We start from the raw sequence: 14760 nt of genomic DNA, 5'->3' as shown, positions 1-14760 counted from the left end.
GTACGTCTGACACGACGGGGGGTCAGCTCACGCGGTACCAGTAGCAGCCGGCGGTCTCGAAGCCCTTGGCCGTCAACGGCATGGTGATGGTCGTGGCCTCGTCCACCATGCGGTGCCCCGCCAGGTTGGACCGGTTCGCCAGGCCCGTGAACTCCTTGATGAACGCGTAGTAGCAGGTCTCGCCGGCCGCGGCCGGCCCGGGCGTCACGTAGGTGCCGCGTTCGAGCTGGTCACCGAGCACGTACACGCCGTCCTTCGGCGTCGTGTTCCGCGGGGTGACCATGCCCGGGTAGTGGCGCACCCAGGTGCCGCAGTCCATCGACCGGAACGAGCCGTCCGTCGACTTCGCGGTGGCGACGCGCTGCCCGGAGCCCCAGTCCGCGCCGAGCACCACGTCGGCGTCGTTCAGGCGCTCCCAGACGCAGTCCTTCGTGTTCTTGGCCACGTAGGTGGCGGCCGGTACGCCGTAGCCGCCCACGTACCACCACTCGTCCGCGGGCACCGTGTCGGCGGGCTGGTAGACCGGCACCGAGGTGCTGCTCTTGTCCGTCGTGGCGTAGCCCGACTTGCGGCCGGTCACCACGACCGACAGCCGCTTGCCCACGTACGCGCCGGCGATCCGGTACGTCGTCCCCGTGGCGCCCGCGATCGGCACGCCGTTCGAGTACCACTGGTAGGTGACGTACGCGCCGGGCCGCCAGGTGCCCGCGGTGACCCGCACGGTGGACCCCACCCGTGCGGTGCCCGTGATCCGCGGCGTCGGCACGGAGGAGAACCGGGTGCCGATGGCCCGCTGGGTCGAGGTGACGGTCTTGGTCGTGTAGCTGGTGCGCTTGCGCGTCACCGAGACCGAGAGGGTGCGGCCCTTCCAGGTCGACGGGATCCGGTAGGAGGAACCGGTGGCACCGCTGATCGCCCGGCCGTCGACCCGCCACTGGTAGGTGGTGGTGGCGGCCGACGGCGAGGACGGCGGCGCCGACACCGTGACGGTGCCGCCCGGGGCGGGCGATCCGACGAGGCGCGGGCGGGCCTGCGTGAACACCCCGTAGCCGACGGCCTTGGCCGCGCTCGTCCGGGCGGCGCCGTCGTACCCGCGGCGGGAACCGGTGATGGTCACGGTGAGCTGCTTGCCACGGTCGGCGGCGCGCGGCGTGAAGGTGAACTTCGTGGCGCCGGAGATCGCGGTCCCGTTGACCTTCCACTGGTAGGTGAACCGCGTGCCGGACGTCCAGGTGCCGGACAGCGCCCGCAGCGTGCCGCCCACGCGGACGGTCCCGCTGATCGTCGGGGCGGCCGCCTTGATCGCGGTCTTCTGGACGACGGGTGTCGGCGCGCTGGTCACGGCCGTGGGGATGTAGCCGTCCGCCGTGCCGACGACGGTCACGGAGAGCGCCGCGCCGGCGTCCCGGCCCTTGGGCGTGTAGGTGGCCCCGGTCGCCCCGGAGATCATCGCGCCCGGCCGGCCGTCGGCGGGGTCGAGGTCACGGCGCCACTGGTAGCTGAGCGTCGCGGCAGGGGTCCACGTACCGACCGTGGCGGTCAGGGGCGTACCCACCTCGTAGGCGTCGCCGGAGACCGTCGGCGCGGGGGTGTCGGTGAACGACTCCTCCTGCGCCAGCTCGTACGCGGCGAGCACGTCGAGCTTGCCCTCGCCCCACACGTTGTTGTCGTCGGCGGTCCCGCCGCAGGCCGTGTTGTTCACGTCGTGCGCCGCGCCGTCGAGGATCGCGCGGGTCCGGGGCACGTCGCCCACGAGGGCGGGCACCGCGTCCCACAGCAGCGCGACGGCGCCCGAGACGTGCGGGGCGGCCATGGACGTGCCGGACCACCGCTCGTACCCGTTGCCGGGGACGGCCGACAGGACGTCGACGCCGGGCGCGGCGATGTCGGGCTTCACGGCGCCGCCCTGGCCGGGGCCCCGCGAGGAGAAGGCGGCGATGCTGCCCGCCGACGAGAACGCGCCGACCGAGTAGGACGCCTGGCGCGCCCCGGGGCTGCCCGAGGACTCGCAGCCCCACTCGCCGTCGTTCCCGTTGGACCAGGTGCTGAAGATGCCGGCCGCCTCCCAGGCGGTGATGACGTCCTCCATGAACGGGTCGTTCGTGCGGGACATGCCCCACGAGTTGTTCACGATGTGCGGCCGCTTGCTCGGGTCGGCCGCGCTGCCGTCGGCGCGGGTCGGTGCCAGCATCCACTCACCGGCCGCGACCAGCCAGGAGTCGAGGCAGGCGCCGGCGCAGCCGTTCGCCGCGATCCACCGCGCGCCCGGGGCCACGCCGATGCTCGTGGTGCCGTTGCCGGTGCCGACCATGGTGCCCATCGTGTGGGTGCCGTGGCCGTGGTCGTCCCGGGGCGTGGTGGCGCCCACGTGGGCGGCGTCGAACCAGTTGTAGTTGCTGGTGGTCGTCGCGCCGCGGTACTGCGCGGACAGCGCCGGGTGGGAGCGGCTCACGCCGGTGTCCAGGCCGGCCACGACGATGCCCTCGCCGGTGAAGCCCCGGTTCCACATGTCGTCGGCGTTGATCGCCTTGATGCCGTAGGTCGGGGTGCCCGCCGCGGCCGTGGTCGCGGCCTGTGTCGTCTCCGGCTCCTCGACGGCGTGCTGCGTCGTGGCCCGCACCTCGGCGACCTCGGGCGCGCCGGCGAGCTCGACCGCCTGGTCGAGCGAACCGTCCTCGACCAGGATCGCGTTGGTCGCCCAGTACGACGTGTACTCGGTACCGGAGCGCTCCAGGGCGGCGATCGTGCGCGACTGGGCGGACTCGGCCGCGGCGGTGAGCGTGTCGTACACATACTGGCCACGCTCGGCCCAGCTCGTGATGCCTGCGGCGGCCGACAGGTCGGGCGCGTCGTCGAACCGCAGCCAGAAGTCGGTGGTGCCGCGGGTCGCGAAGGCCTTCGCGGCGGCGGGGGCGATCTTGTCGGCCGGGTCGACGGCGCCGGGCGAGACCCGGCCGGCGGCGGTGCCGGACGTGTCGGCGGCGTCCGCGCCGCCGCGGGGTGCGTCCCCGGGAGCGGCCGGCGGAACAGGGGCGGGGCCCGGTACGGCGACCGCCGTGCCGGGTGCCGCCAGGAGCGCCAGGGCGGTGGCCGTGGCCAGGGTCCTGGACAGGCGTCGGGTGCGTGGATGCATGGATACTCCAGGCTGGGGCGCCCGGGTTCCGGGCGCACTGGACCTGCGCGCGGCAGGGGATATGCCGTGAACGTAGCGCCCCGGATCAGGCGAAACTCCGAAAACGGAAAGAAATCACCCGGGCATTTCTCAGGATTCGCGGCGGCCGCGCAGCCGGTCGATCTCGCGGCGTTCCCGCTTGGTCGGACGACCGGTGCCGCGGTCGCGCAGCCCGACCGCCTCCCGCTCGACGCGCGTGGGCAGCGCCGGGCTGTGGTCCAGGTACGCCCGGACCGCGATCGGGGCGCCGACGCGCTTGGGCAGCAGCTCGACCACCTCGATCACCCGGTCGCGGAGCGGGTCACGCCACGTCACGCGGTCGCCCACGGCGACGGACGCCGACGGCTTGGCGACCTTCCCGTTGATCCGGACCCTGCCGGTGCGGCACAGCTCGGCCGCGACCGACCGGCTCTTGGTCAGCCGCACGGCCCACAACCAGACGTCGATCCGCACCCGGCCATCCTGCCATCCGGGAGCGGCGCCCCGCGGGGCGCCGCTCGTCAGGCCGACGGTTCGTACTCGAACCGCTCCACGGTCGCCACGGAGGACGACGGCGCACCGTTGCTCGTCGCGACCACACCGAGCCAGAGCCCGAGGAAGCCTCCGGCGGACACGCTGTCCAGGGTGCGACCGTCGGCCACGGCCAGCGGCGCCGGCGGATCGTCGCCCGACGCGGCGAGCAGCCCGTACTCCTGGCCCCGGACCTGCAGGACCAGGGTGACCGGTTCCGGGCCGTCCGGCCCGTCGGGCAGGGCACGCTCCCCGAGCACCGTCGCCACCCCGCCCTGCCGGTGCACCGCGCGGACCCGGCGCCCGCCGTCCTCCGAGGTCCCGGTCACCACCAGCACCACGTGATCCTTCTCCGACTGGCGCACCACCAGACCGGCCTGCTCGTCCGGGCTCGCCGGGTCGAAGCGCAGCACGGCCCGGACGGTGACGTCCCGGTGCTGCTGGCGCACGCCCAGGAACGCGGGCGTGCCGGCGTCCGCCAGGGTCTCCGGGCGCAGGCGCAGGCGCCAGCCCTCGCCGTCCGGCGTGGCGAAGTCGGCCGGACCGCGCAGACCGGTCCAGCGCAGGTCGCCGGGCGGCACCACGCCCGCCTCCGGCGGCGGGGGCGGCGTCGCGACAGGTCCTGCGGCGACCGTGGCGGGTACCTCCACGACCTCGGGTACCCGGCCCTGCCCCGGTGCGAAGACGGGCCAGCCGTCCTCCCACGCCACGGGGACGAGGAACGTCTCGCGGCCGAGGTTGTAGTGATAGCCGCCGTAGGTGCGCATGGCCAGCAGCACGGCCCACCACGAGCCGTCGGGCGCCTCCACCAGGTCGGCGTGCCCCACCCCGACGACGTCGGTCCCACGCCCCAGGTGCCGGTGGGTCAGCACCGGGTTCGCCCGGTTGCCCACGTAGGGACCGGTCACCGAGTCGGAGCGCGCGACCGACACGGCATGGTGGAACTCCGTGCCGCCCTCGGCGGCCAGCAGGTAGTAGGTGTCGCCGACCCGGTACAGGTGCGGTCCCCTCCGCCCAGACCGCACCCAGGACGGCGCCCCGCCAGAGCACGTGCTCGGGACCGGTGAGCCGCATGGTCGCCGGGTCGAGCTCGCGCAGCCACACCTCGGTCTGGTCGTGCCACTCCGGCTCCCGGGCCAGCCGGGTGCCGTGCAGCCAGACACGGCCGTCGTCGTCGAAGAACAACGACGGGTCGATGCCGTCCTCACCCAGCCAGACCGGGTCCGACCACGGTCCCGACGGGTCGGTCGCGGTCAGCACGAAGTTGCCGCCCCGCGCCCGGTCCTGCTGGTCCACGAGCGTGCAGACCAGCCAGAACACCCCGTCGTGGTACCGCAGCGTCGGCGCGTACAGCCCGCCCGACGAGGCGATCCCCTGCATGTCGAGCTGTCCCGGTCGGTCGAGCGCGTGCCCGATCTGCACCCAGTGGACGAGATCCCGGCTGTGGAACACGGGCAGGCCGGGAAAGTACTCGAACGTCGACGTGACGAGGTAGTAGTCCGCCCCGACCCGACAGATCGTCGGGTCGGGGTGGCAGCCCGGCAGGATCGGGTTGCGGACCGGTGTCACGGCACGACCGTGGCGCCGACCCAGCGCGCGTCCGCGGTCGTGACCTCGTGCGCCGTGCCCGTGATCGTGACGACCCGGCGCGCCGCGGGCGCCGCGGCCGCAGCACCCGACTCGGGTGCGTCGTTGGGCTCGTTCAGGTCGGCGATGCCCTCGGCGACCACCCTGACAACGCTGTCGGCCGCGTGCGCGCCCACCCACACCTCGACGTCACCGGGCTCGACGACGCGCGTCATCGTGCGGTCGGTGAAGGCGAACCGGGTGGTCGGCACGTCGAACGCGACGGTCGCCGACTCCCCGGGCTCCAGCGTGACCCGGTGGTACCCGAGGAGCTGTGCCGTGGGCCGGGCGACCGAGCTCACGACGTCGTGCCCGTAGAGCTGCACGACGTCGGACCCCGCCACGTTCCCCGTGTTGGTCACGGTCACGACGGCGCTGAACGTGCCACCGGCCTCGACCGTCGGGTCGGCGGACACCAGCTCGCGCGCGAACGTGGTGTACGACAGGCCGAAGCCGAAGGCCCGGACGGGGGTCGAGTCGGTCGACGTCACCTCGGACGCGCCGCCCAGCACCGGGTGCAGGTAGGAGTAGGGCTGCGCACCCGCCGAACGCGGCAGCGACACCGGCAGGCGGCCGGACGGGTTGACCCGCCCGGAGACCACGCCCGCGAGGGCCGTGCCCCCCTCCTCCCCGGGGAAGAACGACTGGAGCACCGCGCCGGGCGTCCTGCCCGCCGTGGCGCTCGCGTCGTCGAGCGCCCAGCCGATCGCATAGGGGCGGCCGGTGAGCAGCACCATCACGACCGGCTTCCCCGTGGCGAGCACCGCCTCGACGAGCTCGCGCTGGACGCCCGGCAGGTCGAGCGACTCGCTGTCGTTGCCCTCGCCCACCGTGCCACGGCCGAACAGCCCGGCCTGGTCCCCGACGACGACGATCGCGACGTCGGCGGACTCCGCGGCGGCGACGGCGTCGGCGAACCCGGAGGTGTCGTCACCCTCGACGTCGCAGCCGCGCGCGAACACGAGCTCGGGCCCGCCCTGACCGCCGAGCTCGGCGGTCAGCGCCTCGGCCACGGACGGGATCTCGAACCCGGCGGGCACGCCCGGGTGGTGTGCCAGCACGTGGTTGGCGAAGGAGTAGCAGCCCATCAGGGCCTCGGGCCGGTCGGCGTTGGGCCCGATCACCGCGACCCGGGACGGCGCGTCGTGCCACGAGCCGAGCGGCAGCACACCGTCGTTGGCCAGCAGCACCACCGACTCCTCCGCGAGGCGCCGGGCGACGTCACGGTGTGCGGGCGAGTCCAGGTCCACGACCGCGGGCGGCGCGTCCTCGTACACGTCCGGCTCCAGGAGGCCGAGCTGCTCCTTCTGGCGCAGTGCGCGCAGCACCGCACGGTCCACGACCTCGATCGGCACGGCGCCGTCCTTGACGAGGGCCGCGAGGGGCTCGAGGTAGGCGTCACCGGTCGGCAGCTCGATGTCGACGCCCGCCTGCAGCGCGGCCGCGGCGGCCGCGCCCCGGTCCGCGGCGATCGCGTGCATGACGTTCAGGAACGCGACGCCGAAGTAGTCCGCGACCACGACGCCGTCGAACCCCCACTTCTCGCGGAGCACGCCCGTGAGGTACTCCTCGGAGGAGTGCATCGGCACGCCGTCGACATCGTTGTACGACGCCATGACGGACCGGACGTCGCCGTCGAGCACCGCCATCTCGAACGGCGGGAGGAACACGTCGGCGATCTCGCGGGGCCCCGCGCTCACCGGGGCGTGGTTGCGCCCCGCCTTCGAGGCGGAGTAGGCCACGAAGTGCTTGAGGGTGGCGTGCACGCCGGCGTCCTGCATGCCTCGCACGTACGAGGTGCCCACGGTGCCCACGAGGTACGGGTCCTCGCCGATGCACTCGTCCACGCGGCCCCAGCGCGGGTCACGGATCACGTCGAGCACCGGTGCGAGGCCCTGGTGGATACCCAGCTCGCGCATCGACTCCCCGATGAGGCGACCCATCTCGGTCACCAGCTCCGGGTCGAACGACGCTCCCCACGCCAGCGGCGTCGGGAAGGTCGCCGCCTTCCAGGCGGCCAGCCCGGTGAGGCACTCCTCGTGCACGAGGGCGGGGATCCCGAGCCGCGTCTCGCGCTTGATGCGGCGCTGCTCGTCCCAGAGCCACGCGGCCCGCTCGACCGGGTCCACCGGCCGCGTGCCGTACACGCGGGTGTAGTGGCCCAGGCCGTTCCTGGTGATCTCCGGGAGCGCTGTGGACCCCTGGTCGCCGGCCATCTCGCCCTGCATCGGCGCCACGACGTTCCCGCCCTGGTCCAGCCAGTACCCGACGAGCTGCGCGAGCTTCTCCTCGAGGGTCATCTGTGCGTGCAGGTCGCGCACGCGCTCCGACACCTCGGGCATCGCCCTCAGCGCCAGCGGCAGCTCCGTCATGGAACGTTTTCCTTTCTCGGTCCTACGTATGTGTGAGACAAGCTCCGAACCCCGGGCGATCGGTCAGCCCTTGACGGCACCCGTGAGGCCGCCGACGATGCGCCGCTCGAAGAGCGAGAAGAAGATCAGCGCCGGGATCATGGACAACGACGTGAAGGCGAGCACCCGTGCGGTGTCGACGGAGTACTGCGAGGCGAACGCCTGGACGCCGAGGGGCAGGGTGTACGACAGCTCGTCGTTCAGGATGAACAGCGGCAGCAGGTACGAGTTCCAGGACGCGACGAACGCCAGGATGCCGGTCGTGATCACGCCCGGCAGGGACAGCGGGACCACCATCCGGAAGAAGAAGCCGAGGCGGCTCGCGCCGTCGATCGACGCCGCCTCCTCGATCTCCTGGGGGATCGCCCGCAGGAACGGGACCAGGATGATCACCGTCGTCGGGAGCGCGAAGGCGATCTGCGGCAGCACGATGCCGCCCATGGTGTTCATGAGGCCGAGGTCCCGGATCAGGATGTACAGCGGGGTGATCGCCACCGTCATCGGGAACATGAGGCCCGCGGCGAACAGCGCGTACATGGCCCCGTTGAGCTTGAAGTCGTACCGGGCCAGGACGAAGCTCGCCATGAGCCCCAGCGCGACGACGCCGACGGTCGTCAGCACGCCGGCGATCGCGGAGTTGCCGACCTGACGCCAGAACACCTCGCTGACCAGGACCTCGACGTAGTTCTCGATCACCCAGGGGCTGGGCAGCCCGGACGGGTCGGCGGTGATCTGCGCGTTCGTCCGGAAACCACCCGCGATGATGTAGAGCACCGGAGCGATGCAGATGCCGACGAAGAAGAACGCGACCACGTACGTCAGCGGGCTGCCCCAGGCCACCTTCGGGGCCTTGCGCAGCGTTTGCCCGGAGGTGGTGGGGGCTTCGAGCAGCGTCGCCATCACTTCTTCCCTTCCGTGAGCGCGCCCGCCGTGTCCCGGCGCAGCACGTAGCGCTGGTAGACCAGCGCGATGACGAGCGAGACCAGGAACAGCACGACGGCGACGGCGTTGCCGTACCCGTAGTTCCCGGCGAGGCGCCCGTTGAGGACCATGTAGGTCGCCATCGTCGACGTACCCGCCGTCGCGGAGACGTACTGACCCCAGATGATGTAGACGAGGTCGAAGAGCTGGAGCGAGCCGATGATGGACAGGAAGGCCCAGATCCGGATCGTCGGCCCCAGCAGCGGGATGGTGATGGTGCGCTGGATCTGCCAGTAGGAGGCGCCGTCGATGGCGGCGGCCTCGGACAGCTCCTCGGGGATGCTCTGCAGTCCCGCCAGGAAGAGGATCACGGCGAAGCCGATGTACTTCCAGGTGATGATGATCATCAGCGACCAGATGGCGATCTTGGGGTCGGACAGCCAGTCGACGGCCAGGAAGCCCAGGCCCACCTTCTCCAGCAGGTCGTTGACCGCGCCCGAGGTCTGGAGCATGAGGCTCCAGCCGGTGCCGACGATCACCTCGGAGATCACGTACGGCACGAAGATCAGCACGCGGATGATCGACCGCCCGCGGATGTTCTGGTTCAGCAGCAGCGCGAGCACGACCGCCGCGGGCCCCTGCAGCACGAGCGAGAGCACGACGATGAAGCCGTTGTGCATGATCGCCTCGTGGAAGGCGGTGTCGCGGAAGATCGTGAGGTAGTTGTCGAGCCCGACGAACTCCGTCGGCGGCCCGTACCCCTTCCACTTGAAGAACCCGTAGTAGGCGGCGAGCACCACGGGAAGGATCACGAACGCGACGAACACGACGATCGCAGGACCCGAGAGCAGGGTGATCTCGAAGGTCTTGCGCCAGTCGGGCCGGCCGCCCCGCCGCCGGCGGGCCGGGGGCGGCGTGGTGCCGCCCCCGGCCGCCGAGAGCCCCTCAGGCGAGGTGGTCACGGTCGTCGCTGAGTTCTCGCCCAGGGAGTGAGTCATCGCTGCCGTTACTCCATCGCGGCCGCGGCGTTCACGGCGTCGACGATGCTCTGCGGGTCACCGTTGCCGGCCAGCATGTCGACGACACCGGCGTTGAGCGCGTTGCCGACGTTCTGGCCGTAGAGGGTGTCGAGCCAGACGGACACGTACGGGGCCTCGTTGTACGCCTCCAGCACCGACTTCAGCGCCGGGTCGGTGACGACGCCCTGGGCGTCCTTGCTGGCGGGCAGCGTCACGAACGCCTCCGCGTAGTTCTCCTGGTACTCCTTCTGCATGAAGAAGTTGAGGAACTCGGCGCACTCCGGCGGGGCCTCCACGAAGCAGGAGTAACCGTCGACGCCGCCCATGAACGCGGCCGGGTCGCCGTCGCCGCTCTCCGTGGCCGGGAACGGGAACCAGCCGAGGTCCGCCAGCGGCTTCTGGTCCGGGGTCAGGGACGCGATCACGCCCGGGTCCCAGGCACCCATGAGCTCCATGGCGGCCTTGTGGTTGGCGATGAGGCCCGCCGAGGAGCCGGCACCCTGCTGGGCCGACGTGGTGAGGTAACCGTCGTTGAACGGCTCCGTCGCGGCCAGCTCCTGCAGGTCCTCGCCGGCGCGCAGCCAGCACTCGTCGTCGAAGCTGCGCGACGACGCGGCGCTCTCCAGGGTCTCCTGCGAGCACTCGCGCAGCGCGAAGAAGTAGTACCAGTGCGCGGCGGGCCAGGCGTCCTTGGCACCGAGCGCGATCGGGGCGATGTCAGCCGCCTTCAGGTCCGACACCGCGGCGTCGAGCTCCTCCACGGTGGTGGGGGTGGCGGTGATGCCGGCCTCGTCGAAGAGGTCCTGGCTGTAGTAGATGCCGCCGGGCAGGATGGCCGTGGGCATGCCGTAGATCGCGCCGTCGACGGTGAAGGCGCTGAAACCCGCCTCGCCGACGGCGGTCATCGTGGCCTCGTCGATCGAGTCGCTGAGGTCCATGACCTGACCCGCCTCGACGACGTCGGCCAGCTTGCCGCCGCCACGGGCCATGAAGATGTCGGGCGCGTCGCCCGAGTTGAGGGCGGTCTGCAGCTTGCCGTCCATCTCCTCGTTCTGGACGGCCTGGACGTTGATCGTGACGCCCGGGTTGGCCTCCTCGAAGGCCGCGACGGTGTCTTCCCAGTACGCCTTGCCGGCGCCGGTGGTCGAGTTGTGCCAGAAGGTCATCGTGACGTCGCCGTCCGAACCTCCCTCACTGCCGCCGCCGGAACAAGCCGTGGCGAGCAGGGCAACGGTGGCGCCCAAGGCAAGAATGCCTGAGGCCCGCGTCTTCCTCATCATTGTGGAACCCCTTGAAAGTCGTCATCGACGGTCGGCAGGAGCCTGCCGGTTCGACGGACCGCGGAGCCCGTCTCGCATGAGCGTGGCAGTCGGGTCATGGTTTCGTCAAACGGTTTCGATATCGATTTCGAAACGGATTGGCCAGTCGGCTGCCGCCGTGGCCCGGATGTACTGTCTCTTCCGTGCACAGTGGGACGAGTTCACCCGGGTCCACCGCCGGACCGGGTGACGACGCGACGGACGCCTCCGGGACCCCGGAGCCGTCCGTCGTCCAGGCGAGCGCGACCGGCCGCGCCACCATCACCGACGTCGCCCGCGTGGCCGGCGTCTCGGTGGCCACCGTCTCGAAGGTCGTCAACGGGCGCTACGGCGTGGCCGCGGCGACGGCGGAGCGGGTGCTCGGCGTCGTCGCCGACCTCGGGTACGAGTCGTCGCTGGTCGCCCGCAGCCTGCGCCGCCGGCAGACCAACGTGATCGGCGTGCTCGTGGCCGAGTTCGAGCCCTTCAGCACCGAGCTGCTCAAGGGCATCTCGGCGGCCGTCGAGGGCACGGGCTACGAGCTCCTCGCCTACTGCGGTGACGCGGGGCGCTCCGACCACGTGGGCTGGGAGCGCCGCTCCCTCTCCCGCCTGGCGGGCACCCTGATCGACGGGGTCGTCATCGTCACCCCGACGCTCGCGCTGCCGCAGCACGACGGCGTACCCATCGTCGCCATCGACCCGCACACCGGGCCCACCGGGCCCGCCACCGTCGACTCCGACAACCTGGGCGGCGCCCGTACCGCCACCGAGCACCTCATCGGCCTGGGCCACACACGCATCGGCTACCTGGGCGGACGCGCCGACCTGGAGTCCGCGCGCCTGCGCGAGCTGGGCTTCCGGGAGGCGATGGCGGCCGCGGGGCTCACCCCGGACCCGACCCTCGTGCTGGAGGGCGGCTACCGCCCGGACCGGTCCGACCGCCCCACCCACGACCTGCTCGAACGCCCCGACCGGCCCACCGCCGTCTTCGCCGCGAACGACCTGTCGGCGATCCACGTGATCCAGGTGGCCCAGGAGCTGGGCCTGCGCGTCCCGGAGGACCTCTCGGTCATCGGCTTCGACGACATCCCCGAGGCCGCCGCGTCGACGCCGCCGCTGACCACCGTCGCGCAGTCGCTGCACGAGATGGGCGCCGAGGCCCTGCGGATGGTCATCGCGATGCTGGAGTCGGGCGAGACGGCCGGCCGGCACACCCGGCTGACCACCCGCCTGGTCGAGCGCGCGAGCACGGCGCCACCGCCGCCGGCCTAGCCCCGGTCCGGCAGGAGGCCCGGCAGGAGCGGCGCCACCAGGCGGTCTGCGAGACCCGGCTCCGCCGTCGACCCGTCGCCCCAGAACGTGGCCAGGAACGCCTGGTGCAGGGCTGCGCCCACCAGCAGCCGCGCGGCGGCCTCGGCGTCCGCGTCGGGTCGTACCCGGCCGGCCGCGCGCTCCGCCTCCAGGTAGGCCTGGACCCGGAGCTGCGGCGTCTGCGGCCCCGCACCGTGCGCGGCGATGGCCTCGCGATGGCGGGCGAGGAGCGTGCTGCTGGAGAAGATCGAGGCCGACACGGGGAAGCTCTCGACGTAGAAGCCGAGCAGCCCGGTGACCATGCGCGCGAGGTTGTCCGCCACCGACCCGGAGCCGACGGCCGAGTCCGGCAGCACGAACCCCGGCAGCCGCTCCTGGAGCACCGCCATGAAGAGTCCCTGCTTGTCGTCGAAGTGCCGGTACAGCAGCGCCTCGGAGCAGCCGGCCGCGCGCGCGATCTCCTTGGTGGTCGCGTGCGCGACACCCTGTTCGCGCATGACGCGCGCCGCCGCGTCGAGGATCCGCTCCCGTGTGCTCATGCCCGCCATTCTCGCCCCGTTCCCTTGACCCACCATCATGCCTGGTGACAGGGTGTGAGTAAACATTCACTCACACCCTGAGCGGATTCGCTCCGGGACCGGAGGAGGCACCATGAGGATCGCTGTCGTCGGAGCGAGCGGCCGTACCGGCCGCGAGCTCGTCCGGGCCGCCACCGCGGCCGGCCACGAGGTCGTGGCCGTGGTGCGAGACCCGTCGCGGCTGGCCGACCGCCCGGACGAGGTCCGCGTGGCCGACGCGTCCGACGTCGCCGCGCTCACCGCCGCGTTCCAGGGGGTCGACGCCGTCGCGAGCTGCCTCGGCCCCGTACCCGGCGAGTCGCCGCACGTGCTGCGCGACGGCATCACCGCCGTGCTCGCGGCGATGGACGCCGCGGGCGTGCGCCGGCTGGTCGCGATCAGCGCGAGCGGCTGGCTGGTCGACGGCGACGACCCGCTGTCCCGCTACGTCGCCAAGCCCATCCTCAAGCGGGCGCTGGCCGAGGCGAACGCCGACCTGGAAGCCATGGAGAAGGTGATCAGGGCCGGCCACGCCGACTGGACGATCATGCGTCCGCCGCGCCTCCAGGATCGGCGCGGGACCGGCCGGTACAAGTCCCGGCGGGACGGCAACGTGCGCTGGGCCTGGACCATCGCCCGGCCCGACCTCGCGCTGGCGATGGTCGACGCGCTGGGCGACCGCACCGCCGTCGGGCAGGCGATCTCCGTCGCCGCGTGACCGGGTGCCCGGCCCGCCGAAATTGGCTCGCCGCCCGACGGCGGGCCGGGCACCCTGGTCCCATGACCACACCCGCCGGCCACGCGCCGGAGCAGACGCCGTGGCACGTCACCGAGGTGCCGCCCGTGCCCTCGGCCGAGCATCCGGACGCCTGGCCGTACCACGGCATGACGGCCGTCGAGCAGGCGCTCGAGATCGCCAACGTCGGCCACGACGACCTGGCCCGCACCGCCCAGCAGACCGTGAGCGGCATGCTGCACCAGGAGTACGCGGACAAGCGGCGGGTCGTCGCCGTCCGCGACCTGCCCGGCGGTGCGACGCCGACCGCCGAGGACGTGATCGGGTTCGGCTTCCTGTCGATGCCGCGCGAGCACAACACCCACACCGCCGACATCTACGTGGGTGTGCACCCCGACCACCGGCGCCAGGGCATCGGCACCGCCCTGACCGAGCGCCTGGAGCAGGTCGCGGCCGAGGCAGGCCGGACCACGTTCTTCGGCTGGTCGCTCTCCCCGCGCGAGGCCGCAGGGGGCGAGGATGCGGTGCTGCCCGCCACCGGCGCCGGGCGGCTGCCCGCCGACACCGCAGGCATCCGGTTCGCGATCGGCCGCGGCTACACGGTCGAGCAGGTGGAACGCATGTCGCGCCTCGACCTGCCGGTGGACCCGGCCGCGCTGGCGACGTTCGAGGCGGACGCGCGTGCCGCCGCCGGCGCCGACTACCGGACGCACACGTGGGAGGGCATCCCCGAGGAGTGGCACGCGGGCTACGCGCAGCTCATGACCCGGATGTCGACGGACGTGCCGCAGGGCGCGCTCGACTTCGGCGAGGAGACCTGGGACGCCGAGCGGGTGCGGGTCTACCTCCAGGACCGGGCCGACAGCGGGCAGCGGCTCCTGACCACGCTGGTGGAGCACGTCCCGACCGGCGAGGTCGCGGGTGGCACGTCGTTCCTGCTGCAGGACGGCAAGCCGGCGTTCGTGTTCCAGGAGGAGACGATCGTGCTGGGCACGCATCGCGGGCACCGGCTCGGCATGCTGGTCAAGGCCGTGAACCTGCGGGAGCTCACGGCGCGCTACCCGCAGACGGAGCGGATCCACACGTTCAACGCGGAGGAGAACGCCCACATGCTCGCCATCAACGTGGCCCTGGGCTTCCGCCCCTCGGGCGCCGAGGCCGCCCTCCAGAAGCTCCTCCGCTGAGTGCGGGCTCCTT

The 14760-nt window shown here is 72.4% G+C and carries 11 protein-coding genes and 1 pseudogene; 3 read left to right on the top strand and 9 right to left on the bottom strand.

All coding sequences use genetic code 11. The features are described 5' to 3' along the window. Positions 1-22: 22 nt before the first annotated feature. The 8 genes and pseudogenes from ACO229_RS23115 to ACO229_RS23080 form a co-directional block, all read right to left on the bottom strand. A complete protein-coding gene (locus ACO229_RS23115) occupies positions 23-3133 on the bottom strand; it encodes a S8 family serine peptidase (protein ID WP_423462922.1) in 3111 nt (1036 codons plus the stop codon). A 129-nt stretch (positions 3134-3262) separates the two neighbouring features. Continuing rightward, positions 3263-3625, bottom strand: a complete 363-nt coding sequence (locus tag ACO229_RS23110; RefSeq protein WP_397432110.1) for an RNA-binding S4 domain-containing protein — start codon at positions 3623-3625, stop codon at positions 3263-3265. Positions 3626-3672: 47 nt separating this feature from the next. Beyond that, positions 3673-4707 (bottom strand): family 43 glycosylhydrolase, encoded by a 1035-nt coding sequence (locus ACO229_RS23105; protein WP_423462921.1) that lies wholly within the window; start codon positions 4705-4707, stop codon positions 3673-3675. 43 nt (positions 4708-4750) lie between these two features. Further along, a pseudogene (locus ACO229_RS23100) lies at positions 4751-5251 on the bottom strand (family 43 glycosylhydrolase); the annotation flags it as partial. Beyond that, positions 5248-7680: a glycoside hydrolase family 3 N-terminal domain-containing protein gene (locus tag ACO229_RS23095; protein WP_423462920.1), complete on the bottom strand. Its 2433-nt coding sequence runs from the start codon at positions 7678-7680 to the stop codon at positions 5248-5250. The gene ACO229_RS23095 and the pseudogene ACO229_RS23100, both read right to left, overlap by 4 nt. A gap of 63 nt (positions 7681-7743) precedes the next feature. After that, positions 7744-8619, bottom strand: a complete 876-nt coding sequence (locus tag ACO229_RS23090) for a carbohydrate ABC transporter permease (RefSeq protein ID WP_397413100.1) — start codon at positions 8617-8619, stop codon at positions 7744-7746. Continuing rightward, positions 8619-9638: a carbohydrate ABC transporter permease gene (locus tag ACO229_RS23085; protein ID WP_397413098.1), complete on the bottom strand. Its 1020-nt coding sequence runs from the start codon at positions 9636-9638 to the stop codon at positions 8619-8621. Before ACO229_RS23085 ends, ACO229_RS23090 begins: the two co-directional genes overlap by 1 nt. Positions 9639-9646: 8 nt before the next feature. Then, positions 9647-10939: an extracellular solute-binding protein gene (locus ACO229_RS23080; RefSeq protein ID WP_397413096.1), complete on the bottom strand. Its 1293-nt coding sequence runs from the start codon at positions 10937-10939 to the stop codon at positions 9647-9649. A gap of 182 nt (positions 10940-11121) precedes the next feature. On the opposite strand from ACO229_RS23080, the gene ACO229_RS23075 reads away from it, so the two are divergent. Continuing rightward, positions 11122-12231, top strand: coding sequence for a LacI family DNA-binding transcriptional regulator (locus tag ACO229_RS23075; protein ID WP_423462919.1), 1110 nt, complete (start codon positions 11122-11124; stop codon positions 12229-12231). Here the strand turns inward: ACO229_RS23075 and ACO229_RS23070 are convergent. Continuing rightward, on the bottom strand, positions 12228-12809 hold the full coding sequence (locus tag ACO229_RS23070) for a TetR/AcrR family transcriptional regulator (RefSeq protein WP_423462918.1): 582 nt from the start codon (positions 12807-12809) through the stop codon (positions 12228-12230). The two genes, ACO229_RS23075 and ACO229_RS23070, sit on opposite strands and share 4 nt — an antisense overlap. Before the next feature lie 112 nt (positions 12810-12921). On the opposite strand from ACO229_RS23070, the gene ACO229_RS23065 reads away from it, so the two are divergent. Beyond that, a complete protein-coding gene (locus tag ACO229_RS23065) occupies positions 12922-13545 on the top strand; it encodes an NAD(P)-dependent oxidoreductase (protein ID WP_423462917.1) in 624 nt (207 codons plus the stop codon). A gap of 62 nt (positions 13546-13607) precedes the next feature. Continuing rightward, a complete protein-coding gene (locus tag ACO229_RS23060) occupies positions 13608-14747 on the top strand; it encodes a GNAT family N-acetyltransferase (RefSeq protein WP_423462916.1) in 1140 nt (379 codons plus the stop codon). Positions 14748-14760 lie beyond the last annotated feature (13 nt).

Origin of the sequence: Promicromonospora sp. MS192 (genome assembly GCF_049532985.1) — a bacterium.
GTDB lineage: Bacteria > Actinomycetota > Actinomycetes > Actinomycetales > Cellulomonadaceae > Promicromonospora.
Note: the sequence above shows the minus strand (reverse complement) of the source record. Positions and strands in the feature narration are given on the sequence as shown.